General features: G+C 71.3%; 22 protein-coding genes and 1 pseudogene. 11 read left to right on the top strand and 12 right to left on the bottom strand.

The window, feature by feature from the left end; genetic code table 11:
• Positions 1-5 precede the first annotated feature (5 nt).
• The 3 genes from HHX37_RS17740 to HHX37_RS17730 all read right to left on the bottom strand — a co-directional run bounded on the left by HHX37_RS17740 (position 6) and on the right by HHX37_RS17730 (position 2,807).
• The gene (locus HHX37_RS17740) at positions 6-878 is read right to left on the bottom strand and encodes an SAM-dependent methyltransferase (protein WP_310740420.1); all 873 of its coding nucleotides are present in this window, start codon (positions 876-878) and stop codon (positions 6-8) included.
• A gap of 92 nt (positions 879-970) precedes the next feature.
• Complete coding sequence (locus tag HHX37_RS17735) at positions 971-1,786, bottom strand: DUF4253 domain-containing protein (protein ID WP_182874623.1); 816 nt, start codon at positions 1,784-1,786, stop codon at positions 971-973.
• A gap of 49 nt (positions 1,787-1,835) precedes the next feature.
• Positions 1,836-2,807: a helix-turn-helix transcriptional regulator gene (locus HHX37_RS17730; protein WP_111701536.1), complete on the bottom strand. Its 972-nt coding sequence runs from the start codon at positions 2,805-2,807 to the stop codon at positions 1,836-1,838.
• A 119-nt stretch (positions 2,808-2,926) separates the two neighbouring features.
• Here HHX37_RS17730 and HHX37_RS17725 point away from each other — a divergent pair, with 119 nt between their 5' ends.
• The 3 genes from HHX37_RS17725 to HHX37_RS17715 are packed head-to-tail and all read left to right on the top strand — an operon-like array spanning position 2,927 to position 6,285.
• A complete protein-coding gene (locus HHX37_RS17725) occupies positions 2,927-4,522 on the top strand; it encodes a peptide ABC transporter substrate-binding protein (RefSeq protein ID WP_182886122.1) in 1,596 nt (531 codons plus the stop codon).
• A 7-nt stretch (positions 4,523-4,529) separates the two neighbouring features.
• Positions 4,530-5,459: an ABC transporter permease gene (locus tag HHX37_RS17720; RefSeq protein ID WP_111701538.1), complete on the top strand. Its 930-nt coding sequence runs from the start codon at positions 4,530-4,532 to the stop codon at positions 5,457-5,459.
• Entirely contained in the window at positions 5,446-6,285 is an 840-nt protein-coding gene (locus tag HHX37_RS17715) for an ABC transporter permease (RefSeq protein ID WP_310738057.1), read from the top strand. Before HHX37_RS17720 ends, HHX37_RS17715 begins: the two co-directional genes overlap by 14 nt.
• A gap of 51 nt (positions 6,286-6,336) precedes the next feature.
• Here HHX37_RS17715 and HHX37_RS17710 read toward each other — a convergent pair whose 3' ends face one another.
• Positions 6,337-6,909, bottom strand: a complete 573-nt coding sequence (locus HHX37_RS17710) for a DUF1707 SHOCT-like domain-containing protein (protein WP_182886121.1) — start codon at positions 6,907-6,909, stop codon at positions 6,337-6,339.
• Positions 6,910-7,192: 283 nt separating this feature from the next.
• On the opposite strand from HHX37_RS17710, the gene HHX37_RS17705 reads away from it, so the two are divergent.
• On the top strand, positions 7,193-9,373 hold the full coding sequence (locus tag HHX37_RS17705) for a tetratricopeptide repeat protein (protein ID WP_182886120.1): 2,181 nt from the start codon (positions 7,193-7,195) through the stop codon (positions 9,371-9,373).
• 173 nt (positions 9,374-9,546) lie between these two features.
• Complete coding sequence (locus HHX37_RS17700; RefSeq protein WP_182886119.1) at positions 9,547-10,878, top strand: family 3 adenylate cyclase; 1,332 nt, start codon at positions 9,547-9,549, stop codon at positions 10,876-10,878.
• Positions 10,879-10,930: 52 nt separating this feature from the next.
• On the opposite strand, the gene HHX37_RS17695 is transcribed toward HHX37_RS17700, so the two are convergent.
• The 5 genes from HHX37_RS17695 to HHX37_RS36805 form a co-directional block, all read right to left on the bottom strand.
• Positions 10,931-11,575, bottom strand: coding sequence for a hypothetical protein (locus HHX37_RS17695; RefSeq protein ID WP_182886118.1), 645 nt, complete (start codon positions 11,573-11,575; stop codon positions 10,931-10,933).
• Between the two features lie 42 nt (positions 11,576-11,617).
• Positions 11,618-12,892, bottom strand: a complete 1,275-nt coding sequence (locus tag HHX37_RS17690) for a M20/M25/M40 family metallo-hydrolase (RefSeq protein WP_182886276.1) — start codon at positions 12,890-12,892, stop codon at positions 11,618-11,620.
• The gene (locus HHX37_RS17685; protein WP_310740419.1) at positions 12,889-14,730 is read right to left on the bottom strand and encodes a S9 family peptidase; all 1,842 of its coding nucleotides are present in this window, start codon (positions 14,728-14,730) and stop codon (positions 12,889-12,891) included. Before HHX37_RS17685 ends, HHX37_RS17690 begins: the two co-directional genes overlap by 4 nt.
• Entirely contained in the window at positions 14,727-15,833 is a 1,107-nt protein-coding gene (locus HHX37_RS17680; RefSeq protein WP_259406536.1) for a C39 family peptidase, read from the bottom strand. Before HHX37_RS17680 ends, HHX37_RS17685 begins: the two co-directional genes overlap by 4 nt.
• A 101-nt stretch (positions 15,834-15,934) precedes the next feature.
• Complete coding sequence (locus tag HHX37_RS36805; RefSeq protein ID WP_182886117.1) at positions 15,935-16,513, bottom strand: TetR/AcrR family transcriptional regulator; 579 nt, start codon at positions 16,511-16,513, stop codon at positions 15,935-15,937.
• On the opposite strand from HHX37_RS36805, the pseudogene HHX37_RS38235 reads away from it, so the two are divergent.
• Positions 16,398-17,000 (top strand): annotated as a pseudogene (locus HHX37_RS38235) (alpha/beta fold hydrolase); the annotation flags it as partial. The gene HHX37_RS36805 and the pseudogene HHX37_RS38235 overlap by 116 nt on opposite strands.
• Before the next feature lie 150 nt (positions 17,001-17,150).
• Here the strand turns inward: HHX37_RS38235 and HHX37_RS17665 are convergent.
• Positions 17,151-17,885: a TNT domain-containing protein gene (locus HHX37_RS17665; RefSeq protein ID WP_182886116.1), complete on the bottom strand. Its 735-nt coding sequence runs from the start codon at positions 17,883-17,885 to the stop codon at positions 17,151-17,153.
• 124 nt (positions 17,886-18,009) lie between these two features.
• Here HHX37_RS17665 and HHX37_RS17660 point away from each other — a divergent pair, with 124 nt between their 5' ends.
• On the top strand, positions 18,010-18,243 hold the full coding sequence (locus HHX37_RS17660) for a hypothetical protein (RefSeq protein ID WP_182886115.1): 234 nt from the start codon (positions 18,010-18,012) through the stop codon (positions 18,241-18,243).
• A gap of 112 nt (positions 18,244-18,355) precedes the next feature.
• On the opposite strand, the gene HHX37_RS17655 is transcribed toward HHX37_RS17660, so the two are convergent.
• Positions 18,356-19,420, bottom strand: a complete 1,065-nt coding sequence (locus tag HHX37_RS17655; protein WP_111701548.1) for a DUF5925 domain-containing protein — start codon at positions 19,418-19,420, stop codon at positions 18,356-18,358.
• Positions 19,421-19,700: 280 nt separating this feature from the next.
• Here HHX37_RS17655 and HHX37_RS37765 point away from each other — a divergent pair, with 280 nt between their 5' ends.
• From HHX37_RS37765 to HHX37_RS17635, 4 genes are all read left to right on the top strand, one after another.
• Positions 19,701-20,480 carry an N-acetylmuramoyl-L-alanine amidase gene (locus HHX37_RS37765; protein WP_182886114.1) on the top strand — a complete coding sequence of 260 codons (780 nt, stop codon included), beginning with the start codon at positions 19,701-19,703 and terminating at the stop codon, positions 20,478-20,480.
• Positions 20,481-20,575: 95 nt separating this feature from the next.
• The gene (locus tag HHX37_RS17645) at positions 20,576-21,592 is read left to right on the top strand and encodes a phosphotransferase (protein ID WP_220502942.1); all 1,017 of its coding nucleotides are present in this window, start codon (positions 20,576-20,578) and stop codon (positions 21,590-21,592) included.
• 53 nt (positions 21,593-21,645) lie between these two features.
• The gene (locus HHX37_RS17640; RefSeq protein WP_182880633.1) at positions 21,646-22,221 is read left to right on the top strand and encodes a nucleotidyltransferase domain-containing protein; all 576 of its coding nucleotides are present in this window, start codon (positions 21,646-21,648) and stop codon (positions 22,219-22,221) included.
• Between the two features lie 118 nt (positions 22,222-22,339).
• A complete protein-coding gene (locus tag HHX37_RS17635) occupies positions 22,340-23,254 on the top strand; it encodes a hypothetical protein (protein WP_182886113.1) in 915 nt (304 codons plus the stop codon).
• A 119-nt stretch (positions 23,255-23,373) separates the two neighbouring features.
• On the opposite strand, the gene HHX37_RS17630 is transcribed toward HHX37_RS17635, so the two are convergent.
• The gene (locus HHX37_RS17630) at positions 23,374-24,120 is read right to left on the bottom strand and encodes a VOC family protein (protein ID WP_182886112.1); all 747 of its coding nucleotides are present in this window, start codon (positions 24,118-24,120) and stop codon (positions 23,374-23,376) included.
• Positions 24,121-24,305 lie beyond the last annotated feature (185 nt).

Raw genomic sequence — 24,305 nt, 5'->3', positions numbered from 1 at the left:
GACGATCAGGGGACGCGGCCGACGCCGCCGACGATCCACACCCGCTGGGCCCGCGTGACGCTCTCCCGCGCCTCCGGCCGCCACTGCCGGATGTAGACGAGGCCGGGCTCGACGAGCTCGGTCCCGTCGAAGAAGCGCAGCACCTTCTCCCTGGTCCGAGGCACCTCGTCGGCCCGGGCCACGATCTGGCGGAACAGCTCGACGAGCGGTGCGGCCAGCTCGGGCCGGGTGTCGAAGACGGCGTGGCCGAGGGCCAGGTAGCTGCCGGAGGGGAGGTGGTCGCGCATGTGGGCCACGCACTTGTACGGCTCGTCGGAGTCGGGGAGATACTGCAGCCGGGCCGGGATCAGCAGCCCGACCGGCTCCCGGAAGTCGACGAGCCTCAGCATCTCGGGATCGGCCAGCATCTCCGCCGGGCGCAGGAGCGAGCCCCTGACCACCCCGGTGCCGGGGGTGCGCGCGAGCAGGGCCCGGGCGTGGCTGAGCACCACCGGGTCGTCGTCCACGTAGACCACCCGCGCGTCCGGCGCGAGCTCCTGGGCGACCTCGTGGGTGTTGCGGCGGGTCGGCAGGCCGGACGCCACGTTGAGGAACTGCCGCACGCCCTGGTCGACGAGGAAACGGACCACCCGTTCCATGAACGTCCGGGTGTCCACGGCCATCGTCTTCACCTCGGGGGCGATGGCCATCAGGCTCTCGGCGAACTCCCGGTCGGCGGCGAAGTTGTCCTTGCCCCCGAGCAGGTAGTCGCTCATCCGCGCGATGTTGGCCCGCCCGACGTCGAGGCCCGCCACCTTGGCGGGCCGCGGGTCGCCCGGGTCCGGGCCGCCCCGATCCGGGCCACCCGCGTTCAGGCCACCCAGTTCCGCGCCGTCCACTCGGCCTCCCTCGCTCCGGATCAACCATGAATGATTATTCCGGTAAGTTCGTTGTGTCGAATGCCGATCACCCCGGAAAACGGCGAGAACCTTCAATCCCACCAGAATGACCAGGCATTGCTGCCTACAAGCTGTTCGGCGTAGTCGGCCAGCGTGCCCGGCCCCTGCAGGACGCTGTCGGGGCAGAACGTCCAGTGCTCCGCCGCGACGTGCAACGCGTGCGCCGGTGTGGCGGGCGGTGCGGCGACGCTGAGGTCGAGGGTGTTGAACCCCATGCCGACGACCCGCGCTCCGAACCGTTCCTCCCAGCTGCGCACGACGGCGGCCAGCGGCACGGTCCATTCGTTGTGGTGCAGCGCCCCCTGCCAGCCGATCGCGACCATCGCGTCGGCGCCGCGGCCCACCGCGGCCAGCCCCAGGAGCGTCATGCGCTCGGCCACCACGTCGGCGTACCAGTCGGCCACCACGTCAGGGTCGGCCACCGGCGCGGCGGGCGGCGCGGGCCCGGGGCACTCCGCCCCGAACGGCGCGAGGTAGGCCTCGTGGCCCAGCAGCAGGTCCTGCCACGCCTCGGCCATGAACCCGGCCGCGGTGAAGTAGTCGACCTGGTCGGGCGAGTCGGGCGCGATCTGCCCGGCCGACCAGGGCTGCACGCCGTCCTCCAGCAGCACCGGCCACAGGCCCGAGCGGGGATGCTCGGCGCGCAGCCGGGCCCACAGCCCGGCGGGCACCGGCTCGTCGCTCAGCCAGAACGACGGGCGGTGATGGGTGCGCATCCGGTCGTAGTCGGGGTCCGGCCACACGAGGGACCCCGGCGGCAGGCCGGCGGACAGCACCCGGCCGTCGCCGCCGTCGCCGAACAGCAGCTCCAGACCCGTGGGGAGGCGCCGACGCTCGTGAACCGACATGCGCCAATAATGTCGGACCTGGCCCCGGCGCGTCCCGCCAGGGCGATCATTATGCGATGTCGAGCCGGCCCAGTCCCTCGGCGAGGACCTTGGTCGTCAGGCGCGTACGGCTGTCGCAGCCCAGCTTCGCGAAGATGTGCTCCAGATGAGTGGTCACGGTGCGCACGCTCAGCACCAGCGCGGCGGCGATCTGGGGGTTGGAGTCGCCCCGCGCGACCCGGGTCAGCACCTCGATCTCCCGGGTGGTCAGGTCGTACGGCAGCGCGCAGGGACGCTCGGCGAGGACCGCGCCCTGGATGGAGCCGTGGAAGCCGACGCCGGCCCGGTGCAGGCGCATCTCCCGCCACTGGCCCGTGCCGTCGAGCCACAGCCCGCGGCGCGACAGCTCCCGCGAGTCGATGAACTCCCGCGCGAGGTCCGCCATGGCCGGCTCGGCGGCGAGGGCCCGCGAGGGCGGCCAGCCCGCCACGTCGCGCCGCCGCCCGCCGCGCTCGAACGCCAGCGCGTGGAAGCCCGGAGGCAGGCCGAGGGGATCGACCACGCAGCGGGTCACGTCGGTGAGGTGGGCCAGGGCGGGCGACACCGCGCTGATCACCGCGGGCGCCTCGGGCGGCAGGTCCGCGCGGGAGCCGACGTGCAGCAGGCCGGTGTAGCGCCCGCCGGTGAGGAACAGCGGCGTGGTTATCCCCGAGCGCCAGCCGTACGGCTCCAGATGGCGGCGGAAGTAGCGTTCGGTGCCGGGAGAGCCCATGACGACCGGCGTGCGCGCGGACATCGCGCGGCGGTAGGCGTCGAGCCCGGCGTACTCCTCGGCCGCGTCGTCGTCCACGCGGGTGTACCCGGCCGAGACCAGCGAGCGGTGCCGGCCGGTCGCCGGGTCGAACGCGACGAACTCGTAGGCCTCCACGGGGATGACCTCGCCCAGCGCGGTCATCGCCCCGTGCGCCCCCTGCCGGGCCACCTGGAAGCCCAGCTCGGCGACCGCGTGCAGGCCGCGCGCGCTGAGGCTGATTGGGTTCATCGATCCTCCACGCTCAGACTGCCCGGTAAAGATCCCGCTAGCAATACGTAAAGTCTCCGATGCAGACGGCGGCCCCGTTTCCTACCCTCACCCGCAACACCACGGAGAGGCGGAGCACAGTGCGGGTCACGAGAAGCCGGGCGGCCGCCCTCGCCGCGGCCGCGGTCATGCTGAGCGGCGGCTGTGGAGGATCCTCGTCCGGCGGCGCGAAGGGCGCGGACGCCGACCGCTTCTCCGTCGCGCTGACCGAGCCCGACCACCTCACCCCCGGCAACACGTCCAGCGACTACTCGATCACCGTGCTCGACACGCTCTTCGAGACCCCGGTCTCCATCGACGCCGCCAGCGGCAAGCCGGTGATGCGCGCGGCCGAGTCGGTGACCAGCACCGACCAGAAGGTCTGGACGATCAAGATCAGGCAAGGGGGCGCGTTCAGTAACGGCGAGCCCGTCACCGCCCAGAGCTTCGCCGACTCCTGGAACGCCACCGCCTACGGCCCGAACGGGTGGACCAACAACTACTACTTCGCCAACATCGAGGGCTACGACAAGCTCAACCCCGAGAAGGGCGACCCGTCCACCGACAAGATGAGCGGCCTCAAGGTCGTGGACGACCACACCCTGGAGGTCACGCTCACCGCGCCGTTCAGCCAGTTCCCGATCACGCTGGCGTACATCGCGTTCGCGCCGATGCCGAAGGCGGCGTTCGCCGACCTCAAGGCGTACGACCAGGCGCCCGTCGGCAACGGGCCGTTCGTCCTCGACGGCGCCTGGGAGCACGACCGGCAGATCAAGGTCAAGCGGTCGCCGGCCTACAACGGCGAGCGCAGGGCGAAGGCCGGCGGAGTCACCTTCAAGATCTACGCCGGCCGTGATACCGCCTACACCGACCTGCGGGCCGGCCGGGTGGACCTGCTGACCACGATCCCGCCGGCCAGCACGGCCGAGGCGCAGCGGCTGCTCGGTGACCGGTTCCTGCGGACCCCCGACGGCACGATGGACTACCTGGGCTTCCCGACGTTCGACAAGCGGTTCGCCAACCGCGACCTGCGCCGGGCGTTCTCGATGGCGATCGACCGGAAGGCCATCGTCGACGCCGTCTACGACGGCGCGTTCAAGCCGATGGCGTCGCTGCTCGCGCCGCTGGTGCCCGGCTACCGGGAGAACGCCTGCGGCGAGGCCTGCACGTACGACCCGGCCAAGGCCAAGGCACTGTTCGACCAGGCGGGCGGCTTCAGCGGCACCCTGACCCTGTGGTTCTCCAACGCCGACCCGAGCTACGAGCACTGGATGACCGCCGTCGCCAACCAGCTCAAGCAGAACCTCGGCATCTCCGACATCAAGCTGCGCAAGGTCCCCGCCTCCGACTACCTGTCGTCGCTCCGCGAGCGCAAGGAGGACGGCCCGTACCGGAACAACTGGGTCATGGACTACCCCAGTCCGCAGGACTACCTGGAGTACATGTGGGGCGCGGGCAACCGGATGGGCTGGGAGAACAAGGAGTTCGACGACCTGATCAAGCAGGCCAACTCGGCGCCCGGCCTCGACGCCAGCCTGCCGCTCTACCAGAAGGCCGAGGACGTCGCGCTCGCCGAGATGCCGATGATCCCGCTGTGGAACTGGCAGAACCAGGTCGGCTTCTCCGGCCGGATCAGCGGCGTGAACGTGACCCCGTACAGCAAGAACCTCTACGCGATCAGCGTGAAGCAGGGGTGACGCGGGAGTGAGGTACGCCGCGCGGCGCCTGGCGCAGGCGGTCCCGGTCTTCGTCGTGACCACCTTCCTGATCTACACGATGGTGTTCGCGCTGCCCGGCGACCCGATGCTGGCGCTCGCGGGCGACAAGCCGGTGCCCGAGCAGGTGCTCGCCGTCATGCGGCAGCGCTACCACCTCGACGAGCCGCTGCTCGTGCAGTACGGCCACTACATGCTCGGGGTGTTCCGCGGCGACCTGGGGGAGACCTTCACCGGGCAGCCGGTGAGCGAGCTGCTCCAGGACCGGTGGGCGGTCACCGCGCAGCTCGCGCTGACCGCCTGGGTCTTCGAACTCGTCGTGGGCATCGGCCTCGGCGTCCTCGCCGGGCTGCGCCGGGGCGGGGCCGCCGACACGGCGGTCCTCGCGGGCACCACGTTCGTCATCGCGGTCCCGGTGTTCGTGGTCGGGTACACGGCCCAGATCGTGCTGGGCCTCAACCTGGGACTGTTCCCGACCGCGGGGACCGACGACGGCTGGCCGGGCAGCTACCTGCTGCCCGGCATGGTCCTCGGCTCGTTCGGCCTGGCGTACGTGGCGCGGCTCACCCGCACCTCGCTGGTGGAGAACCTGCGCGCCGACTACGTCCGTACGGCGACCGCGAAGGGGATGGTGCGGCGGCGGGTCGTCGGGCTGCACGCGCTGCGCAACTCGCTGATCCCGGTCGTGACCTACCTCGGCGTCGACTTCGGCAACCTCATGGCGGGCGCGGTCGTCACCGAGGGCATCTTCAACCTGCCCGGGATCGGCCAGCAGGTGTTCCAGTCGATCCAGCTCCAGGAGGGCCCGGTCGTCGTCGGCGTCGTCACCCTGCTCGTCATGGTCTTCATCGCCGCCAACCTCGCCGTCGACCTTCTGTACGGCGTGCTCGACCCGAGGATCCGCCGTGCTCGCGCGTGACGCCTGGCTGGAACTGCGCGGCCGGGTGGTCTTCTGGCTCTCGGCCGCCGTCCTGCTGGTCGCGTCGGCGATGGCGGCCTTCCCCGGGCTGTTCGCCGCCCTGGGCCCGAACGAGCACTGCGACCTGCGGATGTCCAAGCGCGGCCCGCAGACCGGCGCGCTGTTCGGATACGACCTGCAGGGCTGCGACTACTGGTCGCAGGTCGTGCACGGCACCCGGGCGTCCGTCGTGGTAGGTGTCGCGGTGACCGTGTTCGCCCTGCTGATCGCGATCGTGCTCGGGCTCGTCGCCGGGTTCTACGGGGGCCTCGCCGACGCGCTGATCTCGCGGACCACCGACGTGTTCTTCGGCGTCCCCTTCGTGCTCGGGGCGACGGTCGTGCTGGTGGCCTTCCCCGACCACGGGATGTGGGCGATGACGCTGGTCCTCGTCCTGCTCGGCTGGACGACGATGACCCGGCTGATGCGCGGCCAGGTCATCGCGATCAAGCACATGGACTACGTCGCGGCCGCCCGCATGCTGGGCGCGAGCGACCGCAGGCTGATGGTCCGGCACATCCTGCCCAACGCGGTCGCCCCGGTCTTCGTGGTCGCGATGCTGAACGTCGGCAACGTGATCGCGGGCGAGGCGACGCTCGACTACCTCGGCGTCGGCCTGCAGTACCCCGACGTGTCCTGGGGCCTGCAGCTCAACACCGCGCAGACGTTCTTCGCCGAGCACCCGCACCTGCTGGTCTTCCCGGCGCTGTTCCTCACCGCGACCGTGCTGAGCTTCCTCATGCTCGGCGACGTCGTCCGCGACGCCCTCGACCCCCGCCTGCGCTGACCCCCGCTTTCGCGGCGGCTGTCGCCGGACAACGCGGCGGGGCGGCCCGTGCTATCGCACGATGATGGTGCCTGGGCCGATCTTCCCCGTCACGTGGATGCGCAGCCGAACCGGCGTGCCGGGGGCGACACGCGTGCGATTCTGTACGCTGCCACTGCCCACCGCCACATCCTCGACGTCCACGAGGACGTCCGGCGGAACCACCAGCGTCACCGATCCGCTGCCCACCGACGCCTCGATCTCCAACGTGGGGGACGTGATGACGGCGCCGGTGAAGTCGAGGAGGACGGATCCGCTCTTGCACTCGACCTGCATGCGCTGCGGCACCACCCAGGCGCCGTCGCGCTGCGCGCTCGCGCTGCCGACCGCGATCCGCGTCAGCTCCTTCGGAAGATTGGCCGCGACACCGCGCGCCAGCGCCGCTCCGGCCGCGGGGAGGTCCGTGAGCAGCGCGTCGAGCTCCCCGTAGGTACGCGCCGTCAGCGCCGCTTCGAGCCGTTCGTTCAACTCGTCCGCGCTCAACCGGCCGTCTCCGGCGGCGACTCGTAGCAGCTCCACGACCTGCTCTCGATCCTTGTCAGACGCGCGCAGCTCGCCCCGACCGGGCACCGTTTCACCAGACATATCTTCACTGTAATGATGCGGCCGTTCCCCGTCCCTGGGTTTGTGGAGCTTTAGGGGGTACGTAGGGGTCTGCGCAGACGCTCGGCGTGCGGCACCAATCGCGATGTCCTGGCCGGAACGTGGGAATCGTCGCTCGCGCACGCCGACCGCGGGAAGACGGGGTCAGTCGCGCCGCCTGCGCTGACGGAATCGCGAGAGGTTGCCGAGAGGCGCGGTATTTCCAGTACTTGTCGAGAATCGCTTCCTGCTTGCGCCTCAACCATGCCGTCTTTAGCCTGTCCTGGTGGACGCTGGACTGTTTTGGACAGTGGTCGGATCGGCCGCCGGCGTGATAGGGGCGATATCGGCGGTTTTGCAGCTCAGGCGGCACGACAAGGAGAAAGCGTCCAAATCTGCGAAAGGGATCTCTGCCCAGGATGTGGCGCTGGACCCACGGGCGATCCTCAGGCCGCCGGTCGGGCGACTGCCCAGGGTGTTCAGAGACCGGAAGGCCGTGCGCCGGAAACTTCGCAAGGTCGTGCGGCGACCTGACGGAAAGGTTCACCTGCTGTACGGCCTGGGCGGATCAGGCAAGACCGCGATAGCGATCAAAACGGCTCAGGAAGCCGCCGACAAGGACCGAATGGTGTGGTGGGTTTCGGGTGTGTCCTCGTCGGAGTTCGTCACCTCCATGTTGCAGATAGCAGGAGCGCTCGGGGCGAGGGAAAGCGAGATGAAAGAGGTTCTGGCCGGGCGCGGGAATTCGGCTGATCTTCTCTGGAGACATCTGGCGCGGCACAAGAAGTGGTTGCTGGTCATCGACAACGTCGACGACATACGGGTGCTCGACGTGGGCGCAATCAAGGCCGGTGACGGGAACGGCTGGCTCCGTCCGACACGCAGGGGGACCATGCTTGTGACAAGCCGGCTGGGTGACCCGTCGCAGTGGGGAACGTTCACCCAGCCCCATGAAGTGGGGCCGCTCGATCCGCAGGACGCGGCACTTATGCTGCGCGACCTCGCGCCGGCGTCGGGCTCCGACCAGGAGGCCGAGGTGCTGGCCGGTGGACTCGGATGCCTTCCGCTGGCCCTGCGCCACGTGGGCTCCCTGCTGTCTTCGCCGTTCTCCTCCGACCGAAGCTTCGCCGCCTATTCCTCCTCCTTGAGGACCAATCTGGGTTCGCTGATGAAACGGGGCGGAAGTGAACGCGACATCCTGGCCAGAACCTGGGAATCGTCGCTCGACATGCTGACCGCGCAGGGACGAGGTCAGGCGCGTCCGATACTGCGAACCCTGTCGTGCTTCGCACCCTCCATACCGATCCCAACGGGCATGCTGGACGAGAGGACTCTGGCAGACCTATTCGACGGCGGCGATGTCGAAGCCGTGGCCGAGGGGCTGAAGGCGCTCGAATCCGTCAAACTCATCGACGTAGCGGAGGGGCCGCCGGTCGGTGGCGTCGCGATCGTGGTCCATCCCCTCATCGCGGAGGCCAACCGCCTTCATCTGGACGGAGGGCGGGAGACCTCGCTCGTCACGAAAGTCTGCGTCGGGCTCGTCCTTCATGCCATCGAAGGGCTCAAGATGGAGGAACCTGCCGACTGGCCCCGGTGGTTCGAGATTCTGCCCCACATGATGTCGGTGATGGAGCAGGTCAGCCGCCACCCGGTGAGCGGGCTCCTCGGCGAGGTGGCGAAATGCGTGGCACGCGCGGTCGCCGCTCTCGTCTACGCAGGTCACTACACGACCGCGCTCGAGGTGACGCGGACCGCGCTCTCGCTTGCGCGAGGCCTCGGCGAAGCCGATCCGGGGCTTCTCGAGCTCAGGCACGAGCTGGCGGGTGCGCTGTATTTCACGGGCGATACAGCCGACGCGGAGCGGGAATACCGTGCCGTCGCCGAGGCCAGGTCCAAGACGTTCGGTGAAGAGGACCCGCAGACGCTGATCAGCCTGTTCCAGGTGGCTTTCGTGCTGGCGATGACGGAGCGGCCCGACGAGGCCGAGAAGGTCGCTCGCCGGGTGCTCGAGGTCAGGTCCAGAGTGCTCGATCCCGGCGACTACTACCTGCTTGTCACGCGATACCTGCTCGATGACATTCTCCTGCGGCAGGGGAAATTCGAGGAATGCCGGCAACGTTGTATCGCGTTGCTCGACGACGTGCGCGAAGTCCTGGGTGCCGAGAATTTCTTGACCATCACCACCCGGCATCTTCTCGCGCGTGTGCTTCTCGAGCAGGGAGAACTGCGGGAGGCGGAGGCGGAACTGCGAGCGGTGCTGAACGCCGGGCGCGAGACGCTCGGCGACAGGCATCCGGAATTGCTGAGGACCCGACTGACGCTCGCACGCACACTCGCGACGACGAGACGGAAAAGAGAAGCCCGGGCCGAGCTCGATCGTGTCCTGACCATGCTGGGCGGATCCGTCGCGGAGGCTCACCCGCTGTTCAGAGACTTTCAGCTCGCAGAAGACGCCCTGGCGCGCTGATCCGGGCTCGGGCCGTCCAACAGATCTCTGATATCACCTTGAAGTAAGAGCGCCGCCTTTTGCGACAGGGGCCGATCCCCACCGCGACCGTGCCGGGCCACGCTCGGACAGGTGCTCCAACTTCGGATGGCAACCGTGCGCGGGCAATCGCTCACGTTCAGTAGCTTGCGTCCGTGACGCCCGACACCTTCCCTGATCCCGGCACATTCGACCTCGCCAGGGACGTGGCCCCCGGCCTGCCGCTGACGCTGGTCGAACAGTGGCGGGCGAGCGGCCGTACCGCCGTCGACGCGCGGCGCCTGCTCGGCGCGCACGTCACGACCGGCTACAGCGTGGTGTCCGACTCGGCCGGGCTGACCAGGCTCAGCCGCAGCCTCGGCCTGCTGGAGGTGCTGGCGCTCATCGACGGCCCGAAACGCCTCCTGCACGCGTACGGCACGGCGGCGGGAGGCCGGGCGGTCGGCGTCTGGGCGGCGGACAACGCGCAGATGTTCCATCCGGCCTCGACCGGCGCCGACGTGCTGCTGTCGGCCCTGTTGCGGACGCAGGACGAGATCGTCCGCCGCTGCCGGGTCCGGATCGGCGTCGGCGTCCACCACGGAAGCTTCTACGACCTGGACGGCGGCCTGTACGGCGCGGAGGCCGACGCCGTCGAGGTCCTCGCGGAGAGCCACACCGAAGGCGGCGAGATCGCGGTGACCGAGGCGGTCGCCGAGCGGCTGCCGGAAGGCCACTCCTTCGTCCTGCGCAGGAAGGACGTGCCGGGTGTCCCCGGTGGCCCGCTGCGGGCCGTCTACCGGGTGCTCGACGGCCCGCGCGCCGCCGCCGAGACCGCGTCCGGTAACGGGACGTTGGGTGACAGGGCGTGGTATCCGATCCCGTACTCCGCCGCCTTCTACGAGGACCTGCTGCGCCTGGAGCGCGATCCGGGGAACGCCGGGCTCGCTCAGACGCTCGCCGAGCGGCACCTGCGCGAGCGGACGGTGGTCCTGGTCGAGCGCGGCGAGGCGGACGCCGGCGACCGCGCCGTGGACGAAGCCGTGCACCAGGCCGTTGACGGCGTCGTGGACGGGCACGGCGGATCCGAGGTCGCGATCCTGCGGGGGCTGGACCTGTCGGCCCTGATGCGCGAGACCGGGCGGCGCCTCCTGCCGCCGGAGGGCGCCGTCGAGATCAAGGTGGCCGGCCCGCTGGCCATCTACCTGTTCGACGAGCCCGGTCCAGCGGTGCGTTTCGCCCGCGATCTGCGGACCGCCCTGGCGGAGGCCGGGATGACCTGCCGGATCGGGGTGGACACCGGTCCGGTGCTGGCCGGGCGGACGCCGGCCGGCGTCTGGGACGTGGCCGGCGCACCGGTGAACCTGGCCTCCAAGATGGCGCAGGACCTCGCCCCGCAGCAGGCGGTGTGCCTCAGCGAGGCGGTCGGCGCGCACGCCGACCTGGACGGGTTCGCCCATGTCCGCCACACCGTCTCAGGCGTGGACATGACCTTCCACCAGGGGTGACCTCGAGGCGTCCCGGCCGCTCAGGGGACGGCCGGGGCACCGGTGCGGTGGCTCACAGCACCCTGCCGCGCCTGGCGGCGTGCGCGTAGTCGCGCAGGGCCACGCCGATCTCCGGCCGCATACGCAGGAACGCGTCGATCGTGCTCTCGACCAGGTCCGGGTAACTGGTGTGCCAGTGACCGAGCCCGTGCAGACCGCTCTCCACGCAGGCGACGTTCTCACTCGAGAGGGTGCCGCGCATGACGTCGAGCAGCACCTCGTCGACCCCGTGGGCGGCGGAGTCGTCCGGGCTGCCCCAGGTGGGGAAGACGTCCCACCACATGTAACAGATGCTGTTGAGGCGTTCCTCCACGGCCGCGCCGTGGTCGCCGTGGCTCAGCGCGTTCTCGCAGAGGGGTTCGAACAGCCGCTTGTGCAGCTCCCGGATCGCGGCGGCGCATTCGGCTCGCGGGTCCTCGGGCACGGCAGGGTTGTAGAGCTGCCGGAACAGCCCGGAGTCGGCCGCCAGATACCACAGACCATCCGCGAGCTGCGGAGTGGAGTATCTGCCCACGAGTTCCCCGGCGGCGCCGAGCAACTCGGTCAGCGAGACGACGACGTCGAGCGGCTCGTCCGGCACGTCGTCCAGCACACCATCCCGCAGGTCCTCCCGTGGGCCGAACAGACGGTCGGCCCACGCCTCGCGATCGATCCCCATCTTCCGAATGTCTCATCGATCCACGGCCGGGCACACCTTATTTCACGCCGTCAGCAGGCGGTCGAGGACGCGGACGCCGAACTCCAGGCCCTCGACGGGGACCCGCTCGTCCAGCCCGTGGAACATGCCGAAGTAGTCGAGGCCGGGCGGCAGCAGCAGCGGCGCGAAGCCGTATCCCCGGATGCCGATCCTGGCGAACCACTTGGCGTCGGTGCCGCCGGTCATCACGTACGGCACGGGCCTGCCGGCGGGGTCCTCGGCGAGCAGGGCGGCGGTGAGCTCGTCGAACAGGCCGTCGGCGGGGGAGGAGACGGCCTCCTCGAAGCTGACGAACTCGCGGGAGACCTTCGGGCCGAGCAGCCGGTCGACGGTCTCCAGGAACTCGTCGCGCTGTCCCGGCAGGAAACGGCCGTCGACGTGGGCCTCTGCCGTACCGGGGATGACGTTGACCTTGTATCCCGCGTTCAGCATCGTCGGGTTGGCCGAGTTGCGCAGCACGCCCTTGAACAGGGCGGCCGCGCGGGGCAACCGCTCGATCTCCTCGTCCAGCCGGTCGACGTCGATCGGCCGGCCGAGTGCCCGCGACAGCTCCTCGATCAGCCGGGCCACCTCGGGCGTGAGCCGTACGGGCCAGTCGTGGGCGGCGATGCGGGCGACGGCGGCGGCCAGCTCGGCGACGGGGTTGTCCACGGCGGGCTTGGACCCGTGCCCCGGCACGCCGCGGGCGGTCAGCCGCATCCACGCGGTGCCGCGCTCCCCGACGGCCACCGGATAGACGCGGACATCGCCCTCGTACCAGGAGAAACCGCCGGACTCGCTGATCGCCTCGGTGCAGCCCTCGAACAGGTCGCGGTGCCGCTCCACCGCGTGCCCCGCGCCGTACTCCCCGGTGGCCTCCTCGTCGGCGAGGAACGCCAGCACCAGGTCGCGCCGGGGCCGCACGCCCCGGCGCGCGTTCTCGCGGGCCCACGCGAGGGTCATCGCGAGCGTGCCCTTCATGTCGACCGCGCCCCGGCCGTGTACGCAGCCGTCCTCGATCTCCCCGGAGAACGGGTGCGTACGCCATTCGGCGGGGTCGGCGGGCACGACGTCGAGGTGCCCGTGCAGGAGCAGCGCGTCGGGGCTGTCGCCGGGGATGCGGGCGACCACGCTGGTGCGGCGCGGCGCCGACTCGAACACCACCGGTTCGATCCCGGCCTCGGCGAGCAGGGACGCCACGTATTCGGCGGCCCGCCGTTCGCCCGGGCCGTCGCCCGACCCGTCGTTGGTGGTGTCGATCCTCAGCAGTTCGGAACAGATCGCCGCGACCTCGCTCAATGTGCCTCCCCGTCGTGCAGCGTCAGCGGTGGGACCTCGGGCGTGGGAAAGCCGAAGACTATCCCGTAGAACGCGAGCTCCGCCTCCAGCGCCCGGACGATGGTGTCCTCCCGCCGCCATCCGTGCTGTTCCCCCTCGAAGGTGAGGTACGCCCACCGGTGGCCGTGCCGGGCGAGCGCGGCGGCGAAGCGCTCGGACTCGGCGGGATCGACCACCTTGTCCTCCAGCCCGTGCAGGAGCAGCGCCGGGCCCGACGCCCGCGCGGCGTGCCGTTCCGGCGACCGGTCGAGGTACCGGTCGCGGGTCTCGGGCAGCGGGCCGATCAGCCCGTCGAGGTAGTGCGACTCCAGGTCGTGCGTCTGCGCCGCCCAGCGCTCGGGGTCGGAGATGCCGTAGTGGGACACCGCCCCGCAGAAGACGTCGCTGTGGACGAGGGCGGCCATCGAGGTCCAGCCGCCCGCGCTGCCGCCCCTGATCGCCACCTTCTCCGCCCGCCCGGTGCGCAGCAGCCACCGCGCCACGGTCTCGCAGTCGCGGACGTCGACGACCCCCCAGTTGTGCCGCAGGCGCTCGCGGTAGGCCCGGCCGTATCCGGTCGAGCCGCCGTAGTTGACCTCGGCGACGCCGATGCCCCTGCTGGTGAAGTAGGCGATCTCCAGGTCGAGCACCGGCGCCGCCGACCCGGTCGGCCCGCCGTGGACGAACAACACGTACGGCGCGGGCCCGCCGCCGGGCGGGGCGTACACGTGGGCGTGGACGCCGTCGACGGTCACGGCCTCGGGCGTGGGCAGTTCGGCGTCGCCGGGCACCGGTTTGCCGGGGGAGAGCACCTCGTGCCGCCCGGTGTCCAGGTCGACCCGCACCACTTCGTACGGCCGGTGCGGCGAGGCCGCGACGCCGACGACGTGGGAGCCCTGGGCCGACAGGGTGGGCGCCCAGAAGGTGTAGCCGCCGCCGACGTCGCGGATGGCGGCGCCGCCCGAGCCGTTCGGCAGGGGCCGGTCGAGCACGCCGAGCCGCCGTTCGTCGGCGGTGCCGTACACGGCGGCGATCCGCCCGCCGGCGACGGCGAAGAACGTGCCGCCGATCTTCCAGGTGGCGTCGCCGAACTCCAGGGGGACGGGGGTGAGGTCGCACGTCGTGCCGTCCAGCCCCACGAGGTGGATGTTCCACCAGCCGGTGGGGTCGGTCACGACGTAAAGGCTCTCGTCGTCGCGCCACTCGGCCTGGCAGGTGGACACGCCGGACAGCAGCACCCGGTGCGGGCCGCCGGCGACGGGCGCCACGCACAGTTCGGTGGCGTCCCAGGGCATGTCGGGGTGGTTCCAGCCGATGTAGGCGAGCGTGCGGCCGTCCGGCGACACCCGGGGGTTCATCAGGAAGCGGTGGGACGCGACCACGCCGCGGAGAGGGGAGCCGTCGAGCGGCACCACCACGATGTCGCGGTCCGCGCTCCGGGGGCCGCCCTGCTCCCGCACGCACCAGACCTCGTCGCCGCGCACCACCAGGTCGGCGTAGCGGGCGGGGCCCTCGGGGGTGAGCGGGACCGGTTCCCCGCCGGGGGAGCACAGGTGGATCCGGCCGTCCGCCCAGTCGGTGAACACCAGCCGGCCCTCGTGCGCGCGCCAGGACCGCCCGCCGTACTCCATCACCCGGTTCCGGGCGTTCCAGCCCTGCGGCAGCACGTCCTCGATCGCGCCGCCGGCCGTCCGCCGCACCACGCAGCGCCGGCCGCCCTCGTGCGGCCGGGGCTCGTCCCACCAGACCTCGTCGCCCGAGATCTCCACCCACAGCGGGCGGTCGTCCACCCGCGCGACGTCCACGGCCCGAATCGTCACCAGTTCCCCCCCGAGTCCGGAAGAGTCGTACCCGGCGGGTGGACGATGTGCACGATCCCCCCGCTGCTCGTGCCGCGCAGCCAGACGCTCTCGAAGGCGGCGCGCGGGTAGATCCGCCGTACGCCGTCGTCGTCCGGCGCGGCGGGGTCGTTCGCGATCACGTCGCCCTCCGCCGTGAACCCCGTGACGACCATGATGTGGCCGCTCGTGGAGTATCCGGCGCCGGGAAGCTCGTGCTCGCGGAACGCCTGTGAGGTGATCACCGGGATTCCGGCGGCGATGAAACGCTCCAGTTCGCCCAGCGAGCGCAGCCGCGTGACGAAGCCGTCCAGCCCGTAGCGGCCCGCGTACGCGACGCCGAACGGCCAGTTGCCGGTGCCCTGGTAGCTGTGGTCGTACATGTCCCTGGCGGCGTGGTCAACGGCCGGGCACGGATCACCGGGGGCCACCCAGGCGAGGTCCGCCGGGGCGGGCCCGCGTCCCCAGTAGCCGAGCACCATGGTGAACGCGGCGGGGCTGCACCACGACTCCCCGCCGCCGTCCCACTGCGGGTAGTGCCCGAGGTGCGCCTTCTGCGACCGGCACGGCACGTCCAGTTCGACCCCCCGCGCGCCTGGTGCTCCCGTGGTTCCCGGCGCGGCGCCGCCCCTCGTGCCCGGCCGTACGGAGGAGGCCATCACGGAGAGCGACCGCACGTGGCCGCCGCCGCCGTACAGGGTGACCCGCACCCGGTACGACGTGACGGGCCGGGCCGCGACGAGGGTGTCCACCGCCACGTCGCCGTCGGCGTCCCCCTGGCCCGGCAGGGACGTGCGGTGGATGTCGGCGTCGCTCTCGGCCCACCGGCCCATGACGTACCACTTGGTCAGGGCGCCGCTCACGGTCCGGGCCCGCATCTCGATCTCCAGCCACGCGCCGGGGGGCGCGGCGGCCGTCCACGACGGCACGAGCTGCGTGGCCGGGAAGCCGATCTCCCGCTCCTCGGAGGTCCAGCGGGTGTAGGGCCATTCCCGCTCACCGCCGGGCGCGAACGGGTCCAGGTACTTCGCCGTCCCGTCCTCCTGCCCGCCGACGGACCATCGGTGCAGGACGACGAGGCTCAACTGGGGCTCCGCTCGGCATACAGCAGGGTGACCACCTCGCCGATTGTGGTTTCCGCCCTGACCTGGCGCATCGGATGGTTTACGTATCCGACACACGGACGCTACGGCATCGCGCGCCGTGCTCCGTCCGGGCCGAGCAGGCGCAGGAACGCGGTGAAGGCGGCGGCCGTGCGGCCGTCGTCTCCCGTGGCGTCGCGGTCCAGGAGCAGCCCGCGTACGACCGCCAGCGTCGCGGTCGCCAGGGCGGGGGCCGCCTCGCCGTGCTCGGGCCGCAGGCCCTCCTCCAGCACGCCGAGCCAGTCCGTGGTGGCGGCCTCGCGGAAGTCCGGCCACAGGGCGGCCCCCTCGGGCGTGCCGTGCACCATGCCGAACAGCCGGAGGAACGGCGCGCCTTCCGGGCCGGTCAGCGTGCGCCAGGCCCGCTCCAGCGTCCGCGCGTACGGCTCGTCCCGTGGCGCGAGGGCCTTCCGGAAGAACGCGAGCTGACGGGTCCTCGCCTGCTGGAGCGCCTCGCGCAGCAACCGTTCCCGGGTGCCGAAGTGGTAGATCAGCATGCGCGGCGAGGTGCCGGCACTCGTGGCGAGGGAGGCCAGGCTCGCGGGCAGGCCGTGGGCGAGGAGGTGGTCGGCGCAGGCGGCGAGCAGCCTGGCCCTGATCTCCGGCTGGGGACGCCGGGGCATCGCGGCCGCCTTTCACGTAACAGGCATTACGCTTATAAGCCTACCGTCGTCGGAGGAGGCCGTCGTGCGTGTCGTGTTCGTCCACGGAGCCTGCGTACGGGACGGAGCGTGGTGGTGGCACCGCACCGCCGCGATCCTGGAGTCCGAGGGAGTCCCCAGCGGCGCGCCGCCCCTGCCGAGCTGCGGAGAGGGCCATGAGGGCGGGCGGCTCCCGGGCGCCGACGGGCCGTCGCTGCCCGACGACGTGGCGGCGGTTCGCGCGCATCTCGCGTCCGTCGCCGGTCCGGTCGTGGTGGTGGCGCACAGCTATGGGGGCGTCGTCGTGGCCGAGGCCGCCGCGGGGCTGCCCTCGGTGCGGCACCTGCTGTTCGTGACGAGCTTCCTGCCCGAGCCGGGCGAGAGCCTGTCGTCCTTCGGGGACGGCGGGCCCTCGCCCTACCTCGACTTCGGCTCCGACGGGACGTTCGGCGTGCGCCCGGAGACGGCGACGGAGGCGTTCCTGCAGGACTGCGACGAGGAGGCCGTCGCGGGCGGGCAGGGTGGTGGAGATCGACGCGGGCCACCACCCGTTCCTGTCTCGCCCGGACGAGGTGGCCGGCCTGGTCCTGCGCCTCACCGCCGACGGATGACGGGGCCGTCAGTTGAGAGGGAGGAGGTAGCCGTTTCCGACCAGCCAGCCGATGGAGACCTCGCCGTCGGGGTTGGCCGGCGCGCCGGGGATGTACCGGGCGATCGTGTGGAACTGCTCGCCCTGGCCGGGCTGCTGGAAGGCCGGGGCCGCCGGGCCGCCGTCGACGTAGAACGGCCGGATCACCCGGTAGACGTGGTAGTTGCACAGGTGGGGGTCGTTGGGCGCGTTGTTGAGGTTGCTCGGCGGCAGCGCCCGGGCGGGGAACGGCGTGCCGTAGGGGGCGAGGAACGCGCCGGTCTCCCCGCCGAAGCGGTCCACCTTGTAGCCGATCGGCAGTTTGACCTGTGTGACGAGCACGCGGGCGTTGCTGAACCCGTCCGCGTGCGCGAAGCCGGAGTCCGGAGGGAAGCGGTAGAAGTTGGTGGCCGGGTTCAGATAACGGCGCAGGAAGTCGGCCGGAATGAGGCCGCCGTACCGCCGGTAGCCGGCCAGGATCTCGCTCAGCGGGGAAGTGCGCGGCAGGACCAGCGGTCCGAGGAGCTTGTCGTCCTGCACGAACGGCGGTCCGCAGGGCGTGCCCCAGTTCGCGCTCCGGGCCGGAGACGCGGCGGCCGGGACGCCCTTGGCGGACCCGGCCGCGGCCTGCCCGGATGTGGCCGAGGCCTGGGCCGGGGCTCCGGTCAGGGCCGCCACGGTGAGGGCGCAGGCGGCCAGGGACGCTTTGCGAGAAAGAACGCGCACGAATTCTCCCGAGAATGCGCATACAGCATGCGATCTGGACATGGCGCATCAGATCGAGCTGTTTCTGGGAAATCCCGTGATCGCTCTGACGCGATGAACTCGTGCCTACCCGATCTTCATTCAGATGCAGCGCAAGGAATTCGCCGCGACGATCAAAACCCCTGGTGGGCCGGATGCGTCAAAGCTGAAAAAAGCGGATACCGGCGGGTGCGGGGAATGGCGGCGGGTGGTGGGCCTTGCCATTGCGGCGATTCGCGCGGAGGTGGCCGAAATCGAAATGTATGCCGAGATGCTCCCTGCCGGTGAGAGCGCGCGGGGGTGTCCCGATGGTGCGGTCGCGTGCCCGACCCGCGCCTGATCACGTCGGCTGAGAGGCCTCGGCTGAGCGGCCTCGGCGCCCCGAGCGGCGTCCGTGATCGATTCGCCGGCGGACGCAGGTCCCCGGCTCCGGCGGGCCGGGGACCTGTCGTTCAGAGGTACTGCCCGGTGGTGGCGGGCGGCTCGGGGAGGGGCGCCGGACGGCCGTCCCGCAGGGCGAAGAGCTCGGCGAGCGTGGCGCCGTCCGGGGGAGTCGCCGCCGCGCCGTCCAGCCACTCCGCCGCCTGCGGCCGGTCGAACCGGCCGACCTCGATCTGGGCGAGGCACCGGCCGGGCCGTACGACGGCCGGGTGGAGCCGGCTGAGGTCCTCGTTCGTCGTGATGGCCACGAGCACGTCCCGGCCCTGGCCGAGCAGCCCGTCGGTCAGGTTGAGCAGGCGCGAGAGGCCCTGACCCGTCGACTGCTTGGCCTCGGCGCGGATCAGCTCGTCGCAGTCCTCCAGGACGAGCAGCCGCCAGCGCGGCTCCTCGTCGTCGTCGTCCGGGCCGTCCCAGCCGACGGCGACGTCCATCAGGTAGCCGGGGTCGTTGAAGAGCAGTTCGGGGTCGAGCACGCAGTCGACCTGGCACCACGACGCCCACTCGCGCGCCAGCGTACGGAGCAGCGTCGTCTTGCCGGTCCCCGGCGGGCCGTGCAGGAGGATCAGCCGGCCGGCCACGTCGTGGGAGTCGACCGCCATGAGCGCGTCGAGGCGACCGGCGGCCGCCGCCGGGTAGTTCCGCCTGATGTCCTGCCAGGACGAGGTGGTGATCGGCTTGGCGGAGCGGCGGGGGCCGTGGCCCGAGCTCCACCAGAAGCCCATCCGCACGTGGTCGCCGCCCGGCGGCTCCTCCTCCGCGCCCTTGGTCGCCTGCTCCAGGACCGTGCCGGCGAGCTCCTCGCTGACGGCCGTGGCGGTGAGCATCGCCGACCGGTTGAGGTTGCGGACCACCCGCAGCGTCCACCCCTCACCGGCGAACAGCCGGGTCTCGTACCCGTCGGTGTGCTGTGCCACGCGCAGCAGGCGGCCACCCTCGGCCGCGAGGGGGGCGTCGGCGCGGACCCGGCTGAGGTTGGTCGTACGCGACCAGGGCTGCTCCCCGGTGGCGAACGGCGACAGCGCGAGGGCGTCGATCACGTCGGCCGGGCTGTCGGCGTCGTCGAGCCAGATCCGCATCGGCAGAGCCGGCGGTCCGGAGGACGGCCCCAACGGTCCGGAGGGTCCGGAAGGCCCGGACGGCGGCGGGGGCGTGGGCATGGACGGCGGAGTGAAGTCGACCTCCCTGACAACGGACATACGGTCATGATCTCGACGTTCGACATGGATTGTCGACGGATTTATCACTCTATTCAGTTTGCTTGCCGTTTAAGCGGTTTCTTATCGGCAAAAGGCAGTGGTTGCTGAGGAGTTACCGCTACCCTCGGTGTCCAGTTGTACGGCTTCTACGGAGAGAACTGTGGCCATCGATCTCGTGTCCCGCGCCGACTGGGGGGCGCGCTCGCCCAGGGGCTCGTACTCCTCGCTGGCCTCCACCCGGGGCGTCAAGGTCCACTACACCGGCGGACGTGTGGACCCCGGCATCGTCCGCGACCACGCCAAGTGCGTGGCCATGGTCAAGTCGATCCAGAACTTCCACATGGACGGCAACGGCTGGCTCGACATCGGCTACTCGATGGTCGCGTGCCCGCACCGGAAGGTGTTCGTCGGCCGCGGGCCGGGTCACCTGCCCGCCGCCAACGGCCCCGGCCTCAACTCCGGCCACTACGCCGTGCTCGGCCTGGTCGGCAACGCCGGGCTGGTCCAGCCCACCGACGGGATCCTGCACGCCATCCTCGACGCGGTGGAGTACCTCCGTGCGAAGGGCGGCGCGGGCAAGGAGATCAAGGGCCACCGCGACGGCTACTCCACCGACTGCCCCGGCGACGCCCTGTACGCCTGGGTCAAGAAGGGCGCCCCCCGCCCCGGCGGCACCAGCCTGCCCGATCCCAAGCCCGGACCGCAGCCCACCCAGAAGTGGCCCGGGCGGCTGCTGAAGTATCCCCCCGTGATGCAGGGTGACGACGTCCGTGCCTGGCAGTCACGGATGAAGACGCTCGGCTACGACATCACGGTCGACGGCGCGTACGGGCCGGACTCCCAGGAGGCGTGCCGCCGGTTCCAGAAGGACAAGCACCTCGACGTCGACGGGATCGTCGGCAAGCAGACCTGGGACGCGGCCTTCGCCGCCAAGTCCTGACCCCGGATCCGGCCTCGGCGCGCGCACGGCCGCCGATCCCGCCATGCGGGAAACGATCCGCGTCCGGGCCCCGGGATCGGCCACACTTTCGCCGTATGAGGGACAGACCGGCCGACCTGGCGGAGGCCGAGCTCACGATCGCGCTGGCCGAGGGCTGGGGCATGGAGCCCCGCTCAGCCGAGTACCTCCCGGTGGGCGCGGGCAGCCATCACTGGTCGGTGGTGGATCGGCGGGGGCAGGCGTGGTTCGTCAAGGTGGACGACCTCGGCGCCGGGGGCGCCGGACGCGATAACGCCTTCCACGGCATCGAGCGGGCGTTCGGCGTCGCGCTGGCACTGCGCCGGGACGCGGCGCTCGACTTCGTGCTCGCGCCGATCCCGGCCGCGACCGGCGCCCTGGTTCGGCGGTTGACCTCGCGGTACGCCCTGTCGGTGTTCCCGATGGTGGAGGGCGCCGCCGGGCACTTCGGCGCGCACCGGCCCGAGGACCGCGCCGAGCTGGCCGGCCTGCTGGCCGCGCTGCACGAGGCGACCCCGCTCGTGGCGGACGTCGCGCCCCGGTCCGACCTGGCGCTGCCCGGCCGGGACGGGCTGGTGGAGGCGCTGCGGGACCTCGATCGCGAGTGGACCGGCGGGCCGTACGCCGAGCCGGCCCGTGCGCTGCTGACCGCCCATGCCGGGCAGGTACGGAGGTCGCTCGCCGAGTTCGATTCACGCGTCGAGCAGGTGCGCGACTCTGGAACGCCGTGGGTCGTCACACACGGCGAACCGCACCCCGGCAACATCCTGCGTACCCCGGCCGGTCCGCGACTCGTCGACTGGGACACCGTGCTGGTCGCTCCTCCGGAGCGGGACCTGTGGATGCTCACCCCGGCCCTCGCCCGCATGCTCGGCGAGGACGAGACCGGCGACGGCGGCGACGTGCTCGCTCGCTACACCCGCCTCACCGGCCGGGCCGTCACGGCGGCCGGCCTCGCTCTCTATCCTCTCCGGTGGCGGCTCGCCGACATCGCCGCCTTCGTCGACGACCTGCGCCGGCCGCACGGCCCCGGCGGTGACGCCGCCGCGGCGCTGACCTACCTGACCGGTTATCTCGAATCCGGCGGGGACTGACCCGCACGCCCGGGGGTGCCCAAGCGTAAAGATCGTGGCGTAGCGTCCCATACGTGGATGAAGAACGCGCGGCTCGGCACCTGCACGCGATCGACGAGGTGATCGGCCTGGCGGGGGAGATCGGTGTCCAGGTCTGGCTGCGCGGTGGCTGGGCGATGGACTTCTACCTCGGTGAGATCACCCGCGACCACAGGGACGTCGACTGGTTCGTCTGGGCGGAGGACGCGCCCGGCCTGGCCGCGAAGCTGACGGGGCGCGGTTACGAACCGATACCCGGCCCGCCGCCCGAGCAGCAACTGGACTTCGGCCGCGGGGACGTGGAACTGAGCTTCGCACTTCTGGCGACGGACGGAGACGGCCGGGTGGTGGTCGCAGGCGGCCCGTGGAAGGGGGAGCCCTGGCCGGAGGGAATGCTCGACGCAGAGCCCGGCCGGCTGGGCCGGTTGCGATGCCCGATCATCAGTCCCGCCGCGCAGATCGAGATCAAGCGGATGATGCCGGTCTGGGTTCCCGGGATGCCCCGCCGCCCCAAGGACCTCGAAGACGTCGCCCGGCTGCAGGCCGCCATGTACGAAAGAAGGCACAGGCAACCGGAGGTCAGGCCCAGAAGCCGGACCCCCCATTCCTGACGCCGGGGAGCGCTTCCCGCCACCTTGATCACTCCGAGAGACGCACGCTCAGGAAGCCCCCACACAGGTTCGCAGAACTCAAAGTAATCAATGGGCAACTCATAGTAATATCCCGGCCATGCCTGGACTCGACCACGAGATGCCCATCGCTCTCATCCACAACCGGCCGGAAACCGCGCTGGAGCTCCTCCATGTCGCGACCGGGGTCCCGATCCCGCCCTTCACGGCCGCCCGGGTGGAATCGGTGGACAGCACCCAGCCGGTGCCGGTCGAACGCCGCGCCGACTCGGTCGTCGTGGTCCGCGACGAGGCCGGAGCGGCGACGCTGGCCGTGATCGTGGAGGTGCAGCGCGGCCACGACCGGGGCAAGCGGTTCAGCTGGCCGGTCTACGTCACGACGCTGCGCTCCCGTTACAAGTGCGACACCGCGCTGCTGGTCATCTGTCCCGACCGGGCCGTGGCCCGCTGGTGCCGGCAGGCCATCGGCCTGGGCCCGGGCGGCGTCATCACCCCGCTGGCGATCGAGCCCGGCGACATCCCGCTCGTCACCGACCCCGAGGCCGCGCGAACCTGCCCGGAACTCGCGGTCATGTCGGTCGTGGCCCACCCCGAGGAAGCAGAGGACGGGCCCGCCCTGGAGGCCTTGCTGGCCGGGCTCGCGACGCTTGACGAGGACCGGGCGACGGTATATTTGGACTACGTGTTCAGTTCGCTACCCGCAGTTACCGTCAAGCGTCTGGAGGAGATGGTGACCACCATTCAGGACTTCGAGCACCTCGGCGAGAAGTACTTTTCCCACTGGCTCGCCAAAGGCCACACGGAAGGCCGCACGAAGGGCCGCGCGGAGGGACTGGTGGAGGGACGCGCCGAAGGCGAGATCGATGCGATCCTCAGCGTGCTGGAGACCCGGGGCCTGGAGATTCCCGACGACGTACGCGAGCGGATCCGCCGCTGCCAGGACCTGGACCAGTTGCGGACCTGGGTACGCCGGGCCGTCACCGTCACCTCGGCCCACGAGCTGTTCACCGAGTAGCGCTTCGCCAATGAGCCGATTCACCAGCCCGTACCCGCGGTAGCCGTTGTCCGCGGTCCGGGCGGGGCGCGTGCGGCACCTCCCGCCCGCACATCAGAGAGTGTCGTCCAGGCTCCGCGTCAGGAGAGGGCGAGGACGCAGAACTCGTGGCCCTCCGGGTCGGCCAGGCACGTCCACGGGACGTCGCCCTGGCCGAGGTCGAGGTCGGTGGCGCCGAGGGCCCGCAGCCGGGCCACCTCCGCCGCTTTGTCGTCACCGGGGTACGGCAGCAGGTCGAGATGGACGCGGTCCGGCACGGTCTTCACGCCGGGCGTGCGGAGGAACTCCAGATATGGGCCGACGCCCTTGGCGGAGCGCAGCGTCGCCTGGTCGCCGGTCACCTCGTGCAGGGTCCAGTCCAGAGCCGCGCCCCAGAACCGGGCCATGGCCCGCGGGTCCGCGCAGTCGACCACCACCGCGGCGATCGGGCCGGTGTCCCGGTACCTCTCCCGGGGCTCCAGCACGCAGAACTCGTTGCCCTCCGGGTCGGCCAGAACCGTCCACGGCACTTCGCCCTGGCCGACATCCGCCGGCGTCGCACCGAGATCCACCAGGCGCGCGACCAGGTCCGCCTGATGGGCCGCCGAGGTGGTGGCGAGATCGAGGTGCACCCGGTTCTTCGCCGTCGTCTTGGGTTCCGGGACGGTGACGACGTCGACGCACACGGCGACCGGGTGCGGCCAGACGAGGTCGCCGGCGGGCGCGGCGTAGGTGGTCACGCCGGATCCTCCGCTGTGAGCGGTCCAGCCGAGCGCCTCCGCCCAGAACCGGCCGACCGCCGCGTGATCGACGGCCTTGATGTTCACCATGACAGGTCGCAGCGCCATGCCGCCCGATCCTAGGCGTCCTGCGTACGACATCCGCGGGCGCCGTCGCCACACGGAGTCCGGCTCTCTCCCGCGTCGCCGGTGCCGGGCACGCCTCCGTGAGGCGTCCGGGCGACGCTCGCCGTCCCCAGATTCGGGACCCGGGGACCCCAGACTCGGGGCCAGTTGCCCCGCCGACGCGAGAA

The organism is Microbispora sp. H10885 (assembly GCF_014161415.1).
GTDB lineage: Bacteria > Actinomycetota > Actinomycetes > Streptosporangiales > Streptosporangiaceae > Microbispora > Microbispora triticiradicis.
The sequence above is the reverse complement of the archived record's forward strand: the minus strand, read 5'-3'. Positions and strand labels throughout refer to the sequence as shown.